The organism is Enterobacter sp. N5-15 (assembly GCF_057221635.1).
On the sequence record NZ_CM170150.1, the window covers coordinates 3,440,073 to 3,454,014 of the forward strand.

General features: G+C 58.2%; 14 protein-coding genes. 3 read left to right on the forward strand and 11 right to left on the reverse strand.

The window, feature by feature from the left end; all coding sequences use genetic code 11:
* Positions 1-39: 39 nt before the first annotated feature.
* From pdxK to AC2TE5_RS16320, 10 genes are all read right to left on the reverse strand, one after another.
* On the reverse strand, positions 40-876 hold the full coding sequence (pdxK, locus tag AC2TE5_RS16275) for a pyridoxine/pyridoxal/pyridoxamine kinase (RefSeq protein WP_029739990.1): 837 nt from the start codon (positions 874-876) through the stop codon (positions 40-42).
* Between the two features lie 5 nt (positions 877-881).
* A complete protein-coding gene (cysM, locus tag AC2TE5_RS16280) occupies positions 882-1,793 on the reverse strand; it encodes a cysteine synthase CysM (RefSeq protein WP_484612015.1) in 912 nt (303 codons plus the stop codon).
* A gap of 118 nt (positions 1,794-1,911) precedes the next feature.
* Positions 1,912-3,006, reverse strand: coding sequence for a sulfate/thiosulfate ABC transporter ATP-binding protein CysA (gene cysA, locus AC2TE5_RS16285; protein WP_004853015.1), 1,095 nt, complete (start codon positions 3,004-3,006; stop codon positions 1,912-1,914).
* Positions 2,996-3,871, reverse strand: coding sequence for a sulfate/thiosulfate ABC transporter permease CysW (gene cysW, locus AC2TE5_RS16290; RefSeq protein WP_023308733.1), 876 nt, complete (start codon positions 3,869-3,871; stop codon positions 2,996-2,998). Before cysW ends, cysA begins: the two co-directional genes overlap by 11 nt.
* On the reverse strand, positions 3,871-4,704 hold the full coding sequence (cysT, locus tag AC2TE5_RS16295) for a sulfate/thiosulfate ABC transporter permease CysT (protein WP_004123378.1): 834 nt from the start codon (positions 4,702-4,704) through the stop codon (positions 3,871-3,873). Before cysT ends, cysW begins: the two co-directional genes overlap by 1 nt.
* The gene (locus AC2TE5_RS16300; RefSeq protein ID WP_121425210.1) at positions 4,704-5,717 is read right to left on the reverse strand and encodes a sulfate ABC transporter substrate-binding protein; all 1,014 of its coding nucleotides are present in this window, start codon (positions 5,715-5,717) and stop codon (positions 4,704-4,706) included. Before AC2TE5_RS16300 ends, cysT begins: the two co-directional genes overlap by 1 nt.
* 173 nt (positions 5,718-5,890) lie before the next feature.
* The gene (locus AC2TE5_RS16305; RefSeq protein ID WP_039263701.1) at positions 5,891-6,790 is read right to left on the reverse strand and encodes a Dyp-type peroxidase; all 900 of its coding nucleotides are present in this window, start codon (positions 6,788-6,790) and stop codon (positions 5,891-5,893) included.
* Between the two features lie 92 nt (positions 6,791-6,882).
* On the reverse strand, positions 6,883-7,458 hold the full coding sequence (locus AC2TE5_RS16310; protein WP_213328106.1) for an RpoE-regulated lipoprotein: 576 nt from the start codon (positions 7,456-7,458) through the stop codon (positions 6,883-6,885).
* Between the two features lie 63 nt (positions 7,459-7,521).
* Entirely contained in the window at positions 7,522-7,971 is a 450-nt protein-coding gene (locus AC2TE5_RS16315; RefSeq protein WP_032659317.1) for a DUF2919 domain-containing protein, read from the reverse strand.
* A complete protein-coding gene (locus tag AC2TE5_RS16320) occupies positions 7,958-8,383 on the reverse strand; it encodes a GNAT family acetyltransferase (protein ID WP_024907604.1) in 426 nt (141 codons plus the stop codon). Before AC2TE5_RS16320 ends, AC2TE5_RS16315 begins: the two co-directional genes overlap by 14 nt.
* A gap of 212 nt (positions 8,384-8,595) precedes the next feature.
* Between AC2TE5_RS16320 and amiA the strand changes: the two genes are divergently transcribed.
* Complete coding sequence (amiA, locus tag AC2TE5_RS16325) at positions 8,596-9,471, forward strand: N-acetylmuramoyl-L-alanine amidase AmiA (RefSeq protein ID WP_484612016.1); 876 nt, start codon at positions 8,596-8,598, stop codon at positions 9,469-9,471.
* A complete protein-coding gene (gene hemF, locus AC2TE5_RS16330; protein ID WP_484612017.1) occupies positions 9,471-10,370 on the forward strand; it encodes an oxygen-dependent coproporphyrinogen oxidase in 900 nt (299 codons plus the stop codon). Before amiA ends, hemF begins: the two co-directional genes overlap by 1 nt.
* A gap of 79 nt (positions 10,371-10,449) precedes the next feature.
* On the opposite strand, the gene maeB is transcribed toward hemF, so the two are convergent.
* Entirely contained in the window at positions 10,450-12,729 is a 2,280-nt protein-coding gene (gene maeB, locus AC2TE5_RS16335; RefSeq protein WP_126329918.1) for an NADP-dependent oxaloacetate-decarboxylating malate dehydrogenase, read from the reverse strand.
* Positions 12,730-12,975: 246 nt separating this feature from the next.
* Here maeB and tal point away from each other — a divergent pair, with 246 nt between their 5' ends.
* Positions 12,976-13,926: a transaldolase gene (gene tal / locus AC2TE5_RS16340; RefSeq protein ID WP_061714673.1), complete on the forward strand. Its 951-nt coding sequence runs from the start codon at positions 12,976-12,978 to the stop codon at positions 13,924-13,926.
* The last annotated feature ends 16 nt before the right edge of the window (positions 13,927-13,942 follow it).

Below are 13,942 nucleotides of genomic sequence, written 5' to 3' on the forward strand. Positions count from 1 at the left end.
GCCGCACAGAAAAATGGCGCCTTCGGGCGCCATTTTTGTTTATGCGGGGAGGATAAGCTCGTCGTAACCTTTCGACTGGGTATAAAGCATCACGTCAGTCACCCGATCGCCGGCCATGCGGATGGCATCAGCAACGGTTTTCCCCTCTACAATTCCGCTCACCAGCTCTGAACAGAACAGGTCGCCCGTCCCTTTCAGATCGGTTTCAACGCGCGGGTGCGCGCTGACGGTCACGCCCTCATTCGTCACCAGCACCACGTGGATGTTTTCCGGGTCGTCAGCGACCGGCGCGCTGGTGATCGCCACCCATTTCAGGCTGTCGGAGAGCAGTCCCTGCGCCGCCGTGATGGCGCTTTCCGGCGTTCGGCACGGTTTGCCGCTTAACACTTCCAGCTCATAGACGTTTGGCGTGATCCCCTGCGCCAGCGGCAGCAGGTGCTCCCGATACGCCTGCGGGATCTCGGGCTTCACGTACATTCCGCTGTCGATATCGCCGATGACCGGGTCGACCAGCACCAGCAGGTCCGGATGCTGCGCTTTGACCGCCTTCAGCCACTGCGCCAGCAGAACGATCTGGCTGGCGCTGCCCATATAGCCGGTGGTGACCGCTTTAAGCTCGCGCAGGATCTCACGCTCTTCCAGCGCCTTAAGGTAGCCGCTGAACCACTCGTCGGGGATCACTCCACCATAAAACGTGTCGTAGTGCGGCGTGTTGCTAAACAGTACCGTCGGCACGGCGGTAACGTTCAGCCTGTGGGTACGAATATTCGGTACCGCAATGCTGTTCCCCACGCTGCCGTAAACCACCTGCGACTGCACGGCGACAATGTCGGTTTGCTGCGCCCGGGTATTATCCCGGAATAGAATCATCTCCATGACGCTTAAATCCCCGCCCCCTGCGAATAACTCTCTTCACCAAAGACGCCGGTAGACAGATAGCGATCGCCGCGATCGCAAATAATCGCCACCACCACCGCCCCCGGGTTTGCCTTTGCCACCCGAATCGCACCCGCTACCGCGCCGCCCGAGCTGACGCCGCAGAAGATACCTTCGCGCACGGCCAGCTCACGCATGGTATTTTCCGCCTCGCGCTGGTGAAGATCCAGCACCTGGTCCACAAGCTGGGCATTAAAGATGCCCGGCATGTACTCTGCGGGCCAGCGGCGAATCCCCGGAATGCTGCTCCCCTCTTCCGGCTGCAGACCAACAATGGTGACGGCTTTTTCCTGCTCTCGCAGAAAACGCGATACCCCGGTAATGGTGCCGGTAGTGCCCATGCTGGAGACAAAATGGGTGATACGCCCCTCGGTTTGCTGCCAGATTTCCGGGCCGGTGGTGGTGTAGTGCGCGTAAGGGTTGTCCGGGTTGTTGAACTGATCGAGCAGTTTACCTTCGCCGCGCTCGGCCATTTCTAACGCCAGGTCGCGCGCGCCTTCCATTCCCTGCTCTTTGGTTACCAGAATCAGCTCAGCCCCGTAGGCACGCATCGCGGCGCGGCGCTCCTGGCTCATGTTGTCCGGCATCAGCAGCTTCATGCGGTAGCCTTTCAGCGCGGCGATCATCGCCAGGGCGATACCGGTGTTGCCGCTGGTGGCCTCAATCAGCACGTCGCCAGGCTTAATTTCTCCGCGTTTTTCGGCCTGGACAATCATCGACAGCGCCGCGCGGTCTTTCACCGACCCCGCCGGGTTATTGCCTTCGAGTTTGACCCAGATTTCACTGCCGTTGTCCGGCCCCATGCGCTGAAGCTTGACCAGAGGAGTGTTGCCGATGGTGTGTTCGAGTGTATTCACGATTTTTACTCAATAAAAAAGCCGGGGCGCGCGCAGCGATCCCGGCCTACAAGACGCAGTGATAACTGTAGGCCCGGTCAGCGCAGCGCCACCGGGCGATAAACATCCTAATAACCTATCAGGCTGACTCCGCCAGAGCAATATCCTCGCGCGTCTCGATGCGCTCCTTCCCGTGATAAATACGGGCGTGCTGCAGCCCAACAAACAGGCGCTCGCCCCGGTGCGGCGGCACGTCGTCGCGCATGACCACGGTCAGCGGCTCGGTATACCAGCCCAGCGGCTGTACCACCAATTGGGTGTAGTGACCTTTAGGGCTAGCTTCCAGCACCTGCACCGGCAGCGGAGAATCCAGGCTGGTTCGGCGGCTCACGTCCACTTCCCACGGACGCAGGAACAGATCGACCGGCCCCTGATGCGCGGAGGTATAGCCGAGCGGCCAGCGGTGCGCGCCAACGTGGAACTGGCCGCCGCGAATAGTGCCCTGAAGACGGTTTACCTCGCCCATAAACTCCAGCACGAAGCGGGTCGCCGGCTCACGCCAGAGCTGTTCCGGCTCGTCAACCTGCTCAATGTTGCCCTGGCTCATGACCACCACGCGATCCGCGACTTCCATCGCCTCTTCCTGATCGTGGGTCACGAAGACGCTGGTGAATTTCAGCTCTTCATGCAGCTGGCGCAGCCAGCGGCGCAGCTCTTTACGCACCTGCGCATCCAGCGCGCCGAAAGGTTCATCCAGCAGCAGGATTTGCGGCTCAACGGCCAGCGCGCGCGCCAGCGCCACGCGCTGCTTCTGACCGCCGGAAAGCTGGGCCGGGAAACGATCCGCCAGATGAGCCAGCTGCACCATCTCCAGCAGTTTGGTCACTTTGGCTTTGATAGCCGCTGCATTTGGACGCTCGCGACGCGGCAGCACCGTCAGACCAAACGCAATGTTGTCGAACACGGTCATGTGGCGGAACAGCGCGTAATGCTGGAACACAAAACCTACTTTACGATCGCGGGCGTGCAGGCGGCTCACGTCGGTGCCGTGAAAGCGGATGTGCCCGCTGGTCTGATGCTCAAGCCCGGCAATAATACGCAGCAGCGTGGTTTTACCCGAGCCAGACGGCCCCAGCAGCGCCACCATTTGTCCGGAAGGGATATCCAGCGAGATATCATTCAGCACCTGGGTGCGACCAAAAGACTTCTTAATATTGGCAATCTCAATGCTCATGATTTCCCTCCTGATGCTGACGTTTTTCCTGATTTTCTAAACGCCACTGCACCACACTCTTCAAAAACAGGGTCAAAATGGCCATCAGCGTCAGCAACGCTGCGGCAGTAAACGAGCCGATGGTGTTGTAGTCCTGCTGCAGCAGCTCAATCTGTAGAGGCAGCGACAGGGTTTCACCCCGGATGGAGCCAGAGACGACGGACACGGCACCGAACTCACCAATCGCGCGGGCGTTGGTCAGCACCACGCCGTAAAGCAGCGCCCAGCGAATATTCGGCAGCGTCACGCGACGGAACATCTGCCAGCCTGACGCACCCAGCAGCACCGCCGCTTCGTCTTCGTTGCTCCCCTGACTTAACATCACCGGCACCAGCTCACGCACCACAAACGGACAGGTCACGAAGATGGTGACCAGCACCATGCCCGGCCAGGCGAACATGATCTGCAGGTTATGCTCGTCCAGCCAGCCGCCCAATGGGCCGTTGGAGCCGTAAAAGAGCAGGTACACCAGACCCGCCACCACCGGCGATACGGCGAAAGGAATGTCCAGCAGGGTCAGCAGCAGCTGACGTCCCGGGAAGTTGAAGCGGGTCACCAGCCAGGCCAACAGGGTCCCGAACACGAGGTTCACCGGCACGGTGATCAACGCGATCAGCACGGTCAGCCAGATGGCATGCAGCATATCCGGGTTCGCCAGGTTTTCCAGCGCGGGCATCAGGCCCTTGCTGAACGCCTGAACGAAGATATAAACCGTCGGCACGACGAGAATGAGGGCGGAAACCAGCACGCCCGCCCCAATCAGAAACCATTTACCCCAGTTGATGCGGGGTGCATCGTATCGCTTCAATTGCGTAACTTCCGCCATCAGTGACCTACCACACGTCGACCAAAGCGACTTTGCAGAGTGTTAATCGAGTACAGCAGCAGCAGCGAGGCCGCCAGGATCACCGAGGCAATTGCGCTCGCCGCCGGATAATCAAACTCCTGCAAACGGATGAAAATCATCAGCGAGGTGACTTCTGTTTTCCAGGCGATGTTCCCGGCGATAAAAATCACCGCGCCGAATTCACCAAGGCTGCGGGTAAACGACAGCGCGACACCCGCCATCAGCGCCGGAGACAGCTCCGGCAGAACTACCTTGCGGAAGCTCTGCCAGCGCGTGGCGCCCAGCGTTTCCGCCGCTTCTTCGTATTCCGGACCCAACTCTTCCAGCACCGGCTGCACGGTACGGACCACAAACGGGATGCTGGTAAAGGCCATCGCCACCGCGATACCGAGCCAGGTGTAGGTCACTTTGATGTCAAATTTCGCCAGCCACTCGCCGTACAGCCCGTTCACGGAGAAGAGCGACGCGAGGGTTAAGCCCGCCACCGCCGTCGGCAGCGCAAACGGCAGATCCATCAGGGCGTCAAGCAGCGTGCGGCCCGGGAAGCGATAGCGGGTTAAGATCCACGCCATCAGCAGGCCAAACACGCCGTTAAAAATGGAGGCGACAAACGCCGACAGCAGCGTCACCTTATAGGCCGCCACCACCTGCGGGTTGGTGACCACGTCCCAGTACTGCGCCCAGCTCATCTGAGCAAGCTGCATCACCAGCGCGCTGAGCGGCAACAGCAGGATCAAGCAGACGAACAGCAGGCTGGTCCCGAGGCTTAAGGTAAAGCCCGGCAGCACGCGTTTTGTCGAAACTGCAAACATTACTTATGCCCCGCCGCCAGCAATTTGTCTAACTCACCGCCGCTGGCAAAATGCGTTTTCATCACATCAGGCCAGGAGCCGAAATGATCTTCCACGCGGAACAAATCGGTCTGCGGGAATTTGTCTTTCAGTTTGTTCATCACGTCCGGGTTATTCACGCGGTAGTAGTAATCGGTAATGATGGTCTGCGCCTGCGGGCTGTACAGGTAGTTGAGATAGGCTTTTGCCGCTTTCTCGGTACCGTTTGCCTGCACGTTTTTATCCACCCACGCCACCGGGAACTCGGCCAGGATGTTGGTTTTCGGGATAACGACCTCGAAGCCCTGCGCTTCATACTGTTTGCGGATGTTATTCACTTCCGATTCAAAGCTGATGAGCACATCGCCGAGACCGCGTTCTGCGAAGGTCGTGGTCGCCCCACGGCCGCCGGTATCAAACACTTCGACGTTTTTCAGGAACTGGGTCATGAACTGCTCGGTTTTGGCTTTATCGTTACCGTCAGCCTTGTCCGCCGCGCCCCACGCCGCTAAATAGGTATAACGCGCGTTACCAGAGGTTTTTGGGTTCGGGAAAATCAGCTTCACGTCGGAACGCACCAGGTCGCTCCAGTCGTGGATATTCTTCGGGTTACCCTTACGCACCAGGAAGCCCATGGTGGAATAGAACGGCGAGCTGTTGTTCGGCAGTCGGCTCTGCCAGCCCGCCGGGATCAGCTTGCCTTTGTCGTGCAGGATCTGCACGTCAGTCACCTGGTTGTAGGTCACCACATCTGCCTTCAGGCCCTGCAAAATCGCCAGCGCCTGCTTGGACGAGCCGGCGTGGGACTGCTTGATGGTCAGCTTGTCGCCGTTATTGTCTTTCGCCCACTGCTGTTCGAACGGTGGATTAAGGGCGGCAAACAGCTCGCGGGAGACGTCATACGAACTGTTTAACAGTTCAGTCGCCTGCGCCTGTGCCACCAGCAGTAAACCTGCCAGCGCCAGAGTTCCTTTTTTCAGTACAGTAACGGCCATTGCGCACCCTTATAAATGTGATGACTATCTTATAGTCATAATATTTATAACGGGGATGAAAGGAGTAACGGTTTTATATACCGTTTGGTGATTTAGAAGCAGAAAAGGGAATAAGGGGTGCGGCCTGATGCCCTCACCCCGGCCCTCTCCCACAGGGAGAGGGTGAAAGGCCATTACAGCGCCAGCAGACGCTCAACGGACGGCGCAAAGTAGTAGCCGCCGGTCACCGGTTTGGTGAAGCGCAGCATGGCGTCGCGCTTGCCGTCGGTATCGCCAAACATGCTCAGCAGCTGCTGCTCAATGTTATACAGGCGCGCGCAGTAGGCGCAGAAGTAGAGGCCGTGCGTGCCGCTGGCGGTACCGTACGGCAGGCTCTGGCGAACAATCTTCAGCCCTTTGCCATCTTCTTTCAGGTCAACGCGGGTCAGGTGAGAGGTAACGGGACGGTCGTCGCCGTCGATCTCTTCGTTGGCTTCTTTAGTACGACCAATCATCATCTCCTGGTCGTGCACGCTCATGCGGTTAAGCTGCTTGAGGTTGTGCTCCCAGCGCTGCACGAACACGTAGCTGCCGCCCGCGTCCACGCCGTCTTTGATTACCGCGACTTCACGACGCGTCTCTTCCCCAGCCGGGTTTTCCGTCCCGTCGACGAAGCCGCTCAGATCGCGCTCTTCGACCCAGCGGAAACCGTGAACCTCTTCCTGCACCTCAATGCTGTCGCCAAAGGCCGCCACCGCCGCCTGGGCAACGGAGAAGTTCACATCGTGACGCAGAGAAAGAATGTGGATCAGCACGTCGTACTGGGTCGCCGGCGCCAGACCTTTGCCGTAAGGGATGAAGTCTTTCAGCTCTTCCGCCCCTTCGCCACCGCTCAGCTGACGCCAGACGTTATTGCCAAAGGCAACAACGGCGCCGAGGTGGGCTTCCGGGAATTTGGCCTGGAAGGTGGCCAGCTTATCAACAAACGCTTTACTGGCCGCACGCAGGGCATCCACGTCCCCTTTAACATTGGCTTCAATCCAAATCGCCGCGCGGCAATGTTCTGGCAAAATGCCACTCTGAACCTGAGACATCGCTCCTCCTGAAATAAAGATGCCACGTCAGCGTGGCATTGATGGCGGGTATTATACCCGGATTTCAGCGAGGCGGTTTGTTCAGGCGCAAATTACTGCTTCCAGAGTATTTTGCTCACTTTCCAGCTCTTAAGCGTGTCGTCAGACGGCATCAGTCCTTCCGGGCCGCTCCAGGTTCCGGTGAAGACATAGCTGATGTGCTGGCTGCCTTCAGCCTTACATTCCACCGCGACCTTGTCGTCAGACGGCGCGCTGGTGCAGTTGCCAAAAGCCTGCTTATAAAGTTCGCTAAACGGCGTACCCACCTTCACCCCGCTCGCCGTCGGAATATCTTCATCCATCACGGCAATTCGGTTTACCGTGCCTTTGTCACCGTTGATCACCAGCGCCAGCTTGTCGCCCTTCAGCGCTTCGTAATAGCGAACAATATTGCCATTCTCCGTTTTCATGCCGCTGCGCAGGCGGTAATCGCTGCTGAGCGCATCCTGAATAGCATTCTGATCCAGCGCCGTCGCGGCGGTAATTTTCCCCACGCCCTGCTCGGTCACTTCCGTTGATGAGCCAAACCAGTTCCACGGATACGCGGCGGACCAGTTAATGGAGGAGAGCGTCGAACAGCCGGTCAACGCCAGCGGGAGAGCGCATAAAAGTAAACGCAGCGATTTCATTGAAACGTCCTTTCTTGTTAAATCAACGCTTGTTGGAGTGCGACATCGGCAAAAAGTGCCGGATTAATCATCCTGATGCGCAAAACAGGCGCGAAGACGCGGGTTGGTCAGCAGCCACAGCAGGGCCACAATATCGGCAACCACCAGCGCAACGCCAGTGCCCGTCAGCGGTTCACCGTACCACCAGAGTACCGGCTGCCAGAAGAGCAGCGCAACCTGGGCGAGGATCAGCAGCCAGCGAAGCGCGCGCCAAAAGCGGGGGATCGCCTGCCGTCGTCCGCTGCATAAAAAAGCGATCACCGCCGGTACGCCCGGCAGCAAGCCGAGCCAGAAGGCATCATGATCGGGATAAAAGAGATTCAGCAGCGTATCGCCCTGCCCGCGCGACGCGGCGGCCATCACAAACAGCACCCAGGTCCGGGCCTGCAGCAGCAGAACGCACCAGAATAAAAAGGGCAGCCTGACGCGGCCCTGCGCGTCATAGTCAGCCGGATGGATCTCAGTACTCTTCATCTTCAATCAAACGCTTGCCCAGAGTCAGCACGTCAGCGTGTTCATAGCCCAGACGCTCATACATGCCCAGCACCACGTCGTTATCTTCCCGCACCATGATCTGGATTTTTGGGCAGCCGCGGGCGATAAGCTTCTTCTCGAGCCGGTTCAGCAGCGCATTGGCAATGCCGCGGCCACGGTATTCCGGGTGGACGCCCAGATAATAGGCCGAGCCGCGGTGGCCGTCGTACCCGCCCATTACCGTCCCCACAACCTCACCGTTGACTTCCGCGACCAGAAACAGACTGACGTCGTGATTCACCTTACGTTCGATATCCATTTCCGGATCGTTCCACGGACGCAGCAGATCGCAGCGCTCCCAAAGGGTGATCACCTCTTCGAAATCTTCCTGGCGAAAAACGCGTATCTCCATGGTATTAACCGCCTTTTCGGGTTTAAAAACAGTGATTATGGCGCGAAGCACGCCTTTAGCCAATAACCGGGGAAAATCTCGCCAAAATTTGGCATAATGTCACTTTGTCACGTATTGAAATGAAAAGTAAAACAATTCTCAATATGGACTGTCGTAACGGGAAACACGATACGATATAACACCAGGACCCCTTTTTTTAGTATTCAGGCCGCATGAGCACATTCAAACCATTAAAAGCACTCACATCGCGTCGTCAGGTTCTCAAATCGGGGCTGGCGGCCTTAACGTTAACGGGCATCGCAAAGCAGGCTCAGGCGAAAGACGAGAGCACGCTCAAAACCAGTAACGGACACAGCAAACCAAAAACCAAAAAGCCGGGCGCGAAGCGTCTGGTGATGCTCGACCCGGGCCACGGCGGTATTGATACCGGCGCCATCGGCAAAAACGGGTCGAAAGAAAAACATGTCGTGCTGGCAATTGCAAAAAATGTGCGCGCAATTTTACGCAGTAACGGCATTGACGCCCGTCTGACGCGCTCTGGCGACACCTTCATTCCGCTGTATGACCGCGTTGAGATCGCCCACCAGCACGGTGCGGATCTGTTTATGTCGATCCACGCCGACGGCTTTACCAACCCTTCTGCGGCCGGTGCCTCGGTGTTTGCGCTTTCCAACCGTGGCGCCAGTAGCGCCATGGCAAAATACCTCTCCGACCGCGAAAACCGGGCGGATGAAGTCGCCGGGAAGAAAGCCACTGATAAAGATCATCTGCTACAGCAGGTGCTGTTCGACCTCGTGCAGACGGATACGATCAAAAACAGCCTGACGCTCGGCTCGCATATTCTGAAGAAGATTAAGCCGGTGCATCGTCTGCACAGCAAAGGCACCGAGCAGGCGGCGTTCGTGGTCCTGAAATCACCGTCCATCCCGTCCGTGCTGGTGGAAACCTCCTTCATTACCAACCCGGAAGAAGAGCGACTCCTCGGCACCACGGCGTTTCGTCAGAAGATCGCCAACGCCATCGCCTCCGGCATTATCAGCTACTTCAACTGGTTCGATAACCAAAAAGCGCACTCCAGGAAACGTTGATGAAACCCGATGCTCAACTGGTAAAAACCTTCCTGCTGCAGCTGCAGGATGAGATCTGCCAGAAACTGGCCGCCGCAGACGGCGGTGAATTTCAGGAAGATAACTGGCAGCGCGAGGCCGGGGGCGGCGGGCGCAGCCGCGTGCTGCGAAACGGCGGCATCTTCGAACAGGCGGGCGTGAATTTTTCCCACGTTCACGGCGACGCCATGCCCGCGTCTGCGACGGCGCATCGTCCTGAGCTGGCGGGCCGCAGCTTCGAGGCGATGGGCGTCTCGCTGGTGGTGCATCCGCACAACCCGTTCGTGCCCACCAGCCACGCCAACGTGCGCTTTTTCATTGCGGAAAAACCGGGCGCCGACCCGGTCTGGTGGTTCGGCGGCGGTTTCGATTTAACGCCCTACTACGGCTTCGAAGAAGATGCCGTGCACTGGCACACCACCGCGCGGGATCTTTGCCTGCCGTTTGGCGAAGAGGTCTACCCGAAATTTAAAAAGTGGTGCGACGACTACTTTTACCTGAAGCACCGCGACGAGCAGCGCGGCATCGGCGGGCTGTTCTTTGACGATCTCAACGCGCCAGATTTTGATACCGCGTTCAGCTTTATGCGCGCGGTAGGCGAAGGCTATACCGACGCGTATCTGCCCATCGTCGAGCGCCGTAAAAACACCGACTACGGCGTGCGCGAACGTGAGTTCCAGCTTTACCGCCGCGGGCGCTACGTGGAGTTCAACCTGGTGTGGGATCGCGGGACGCTGTTCGGCCTGCAGACCGGCGGGCGCACGGAGTCGATTCTGATGTCGATGCCGCCGCTGGTGCGCTGGGAGTACTGCTACGAACCAAAAGAAGGCAGCCCGGAGGCTGCCTTGCGTGAGTTTATTCAGGTTCGGGACTGGGTGTAGCTGCCGGATGGCGCTGCGCTTATCCGGCCTACTCAACCCGTAGGTCGGGTAAGCGAACGCGCCACCCGACACCACGCGCTTACAGAGGCTGCGTCTGCGCCTCAACCACCGCCAGCGCCACCATGTTCACGATACGACGCACGGAGGCAATCGGCGTTAACACATGCACCGGTTTCGCCACGCCCATCAGTACCGGTCCTACGGTCACCCCTTCAGAGCTGGAGACGCGCAGCAGGTTATAGCTGATACGCGCCGCTTCCACGTTCGGCATAATCAGTATGTTGGCCGATCCCTTCAGCGGGCTGTCCGGCATACGTTCGTTACGGATGCTCTCCACCAGCGCGGCGTCGCCGTGCATCTCCCCGTCAATCATCAGCTCCGGCGCACGCTCGCGCACCAGCTCCAGCGTCTGACGCATTTTGCACGCCGCCGCTGATTTAGACGAACCAAAGTTAGAGTGCGACAGCAGCGCCACCTTCGGCTCGATGCCAAAGCGACGCACGGTCTCGGCGGCCATCACGGTGATCTCCGCCAGCTCGTCCGGGGTCGGATCGTCGTTAACGTAGGTGTCAGCAATAAAGGTGTTGCCGCTCGGCAGCAGCAGCGCGTTCATCGCCCCGGCGGTATGGACGCCGTCGCGATAGCCGAAGATCTCCTGCACCACGCTAAAGTGCTCGTGGTAATCGCCGATGGTACCGCAGATAAGCGCATCCGCCTCGCCGCGATGCACCATGATCGCGCCGATCACCGTGGTGTTGCTGATGACCGCTTTCTGCGCCTGCTCCTGGGTGATCCCCCGGCGCTTCATGATCGCGTAGTATTCGCTCCAGTACTCTTTGAAGCGCGGATCGGATTCGTTGTTAACGATCTCGAAGTCGACGCCCGGCTTAATCTGCAGGCCCAGCTTCTGGATGCGCATCTCAATCACGCTAGGACGACCAATCAGGATCGGTTTCGCCAGGCCTAAGGTGATCAGCTCCTGGGTGGCGTGCAGCACGCGCGCCTCTTCCCCTTCCGCCAGCACGACGCGCTTCGCGTCGGCGCGCGCCTGGGAGAAAATCGGCTTCATGAACAGGTTCGTTTTATAGACAAACTCGGTGAGTTTATCGACGTAAGCGTCGAAATCGTGAATCGGACGCGTCGCCACGCCAGAGTCCATCGCCGCTTTGGCCACCGCTGGAGCAATTTTGACAATCAGACGCGGGTCGAACGGTTTTGGAATGATGTAGTCCGGTCCGAAGCTCAAATCCTGATCGCCGTAGGCTGAGGCAACCACCTCGCTCTGCTCGGCGTGGGCCAGCTCCGCGATGGCGTGAACGGCGGCAAGCTTCATCTCTTCGTTGATCGCCGTTGCGCCAACGTCCAGCGCGCCGCGGAAGATGAACGGGAAGCAGAGCACGTTGTTGACCTGGTTCGGGTAGTCGGAACGACCGGTACAGATAATGGCGTCTTCACGCACCGCTTTCGCCAGCGGCGGCAGGATTTCCGGCTCAGGGTTCGCCAGGGCCAGGATCATTGGCGCACGCGCCATCTTCTTCACCATCTCCTGGGTCAACACTTTCGGACCAGAGCAGCCGAGGAAGATATCCGCGCCGTCGATCACGTCGTCCAGGGTGCGTTTACCGTCGTCGTCCACCGCATACGCCGCTTTGGTTTCCGCCATGTTCGGCTCGCGGTCTTTATAGATAACGCCCTTGGAGTCGCAGACCACAATGTTGTGTTTCTGCATACCCAGCGCTACCAGCAGGTTCATACAGGCGATGGCCGCCGCGCCTGCGCCAGACACCACCATGCGCACGTCGGAGAGATTTTTCTCAACCACGCGCAGGCCGTTCAGAATCGCGGCGGTGCTGATAATCGCGGTGCCGTGCTGGTCATCGTGGAACACGGGAATGTTCATACGCTCGCGCAGCTTCTGCTCGATATAGAAACATTCCGGCGCTTTGATGTCTTCCAGGTTAATCCCGCCGAAGGTCGGCTCCAGCGCGGCCACCACGTTGATGAATTTGTCAGGATCGAGTTCGTCCACCTCGATATCGAACACATCGATACCGGCGAATTTCTTGAACAGTACCCCCTTCCCTTCCATCACCGGCTTGCCGGCCAGCGCACCGATGTTGCCCAGCCCCAGCACCGCCGTGCCGTTAGAGATCACGGCGACAAGATTGCCACGCGCGGTGTATTTGTAGGCCGCCAGCGGGTCTTTTTCGATTTCCAGACACGGGGCAGCGACGCCCGGCGAATAGGCCAGCGCCAGATCGCGCTGGGTTGCCAGCGGCTTGGTTGGGGAGACCTGGATTTTCCCCGGGACAGGAAACTCGTGAAAATCGAGGGCACTCTGTTTTAACTGATCGTCCATCTTGTTATTCCTTTTACGTATCGGTCAGATAGTATCGCCGCAGGACAGCGCATAAACTTTGAAGGCTGCCAAACTCTCACCATCACACATTAAAAATTGTTATCAATTTATAACAGCCATGTTACCCGTCTCAAAAGCAATGCCTCCCCCGTCTGCTATGCTTTTTTGTTAAGTCCATCATGATTTTTCCAGAAGTGTGAACTAACGCACTCATCTAACTCTTTTATTTCCAAGGAGTAATCATTTATGAACCAGCTAGACGGCATCAAAAAATTCACCACCGTGGTTGCAGACAGCGGCGATATCGAGTCGATTCGCCACTATCAGCCGGAGGATGCGACCACCAACCCTTCGCTGCTGCTCAAAGCGGCCGGGCTTGCCCATTTTAGTCATCTGATTGATGACGCCATTGCCTACGGTAAACAGCGCGGGAAAACGCAGGAGCAGCAGGTCGCGGAAGCCAGCGACAAGCTGGCGGTTAATTTTGGTGCGGAAATTCTTAAAAGCATCCCGGGACGCGTCTCAACCGAAGTCGACGCCCGCCTCTCGTTCGATAAAGAAAAGAGCATTAATAAGGCGCGTCGTCTGGTTGAGCTCTACCAGGAACAGGGGATCGATAAATCACGTATCCTGATCAAGCTCGCCTCCACCTGGGAAGGCATCCGCGCGGCAGAGGTGCTGGAAAAAGAGGGCATCCACTGCAACCTGACGCTGCTGTTCTCGTTTGCCCAAGCGCGCGCCTGCGCTGAGGCGGGCGTGTTCCTCGTCTCGCCGTTTGTCGGGCGCATCTACGACTGGTATCAGGCGAAACAGCCGATGGATCCATACGTGGTGGATGAGGATCCGGGCGTGAAATCGGTCCGTAATATCTACGACTATTACAAACAGCACCGCTACGAAACCATCGTGATGGGGGCCAGCTTCCGCCGTACCGAGCAGATCCTCGCCCTGGCAGGCTGCGACCGCCTGACCATCTCCCCTAACCTGCTCCAGGAGCTACAGGACAAAGAAGAAACGGTGATCCGCAAGCTGGTGCCAACCTCCACCGTTCTGCCAAAACCGAAAACCATGACCGAAGCGGAGTTCCGCTGGGAGCACAACCAGGACGCGATGGCTGTCGAAAAACTGGCGGAAGGTATCCGCCTGTTCGCCGTCGACCAGCGCAAACTTGAAGATCTTCTCGCCGCCAAACTTTAACCTTGCCACGGAGTGA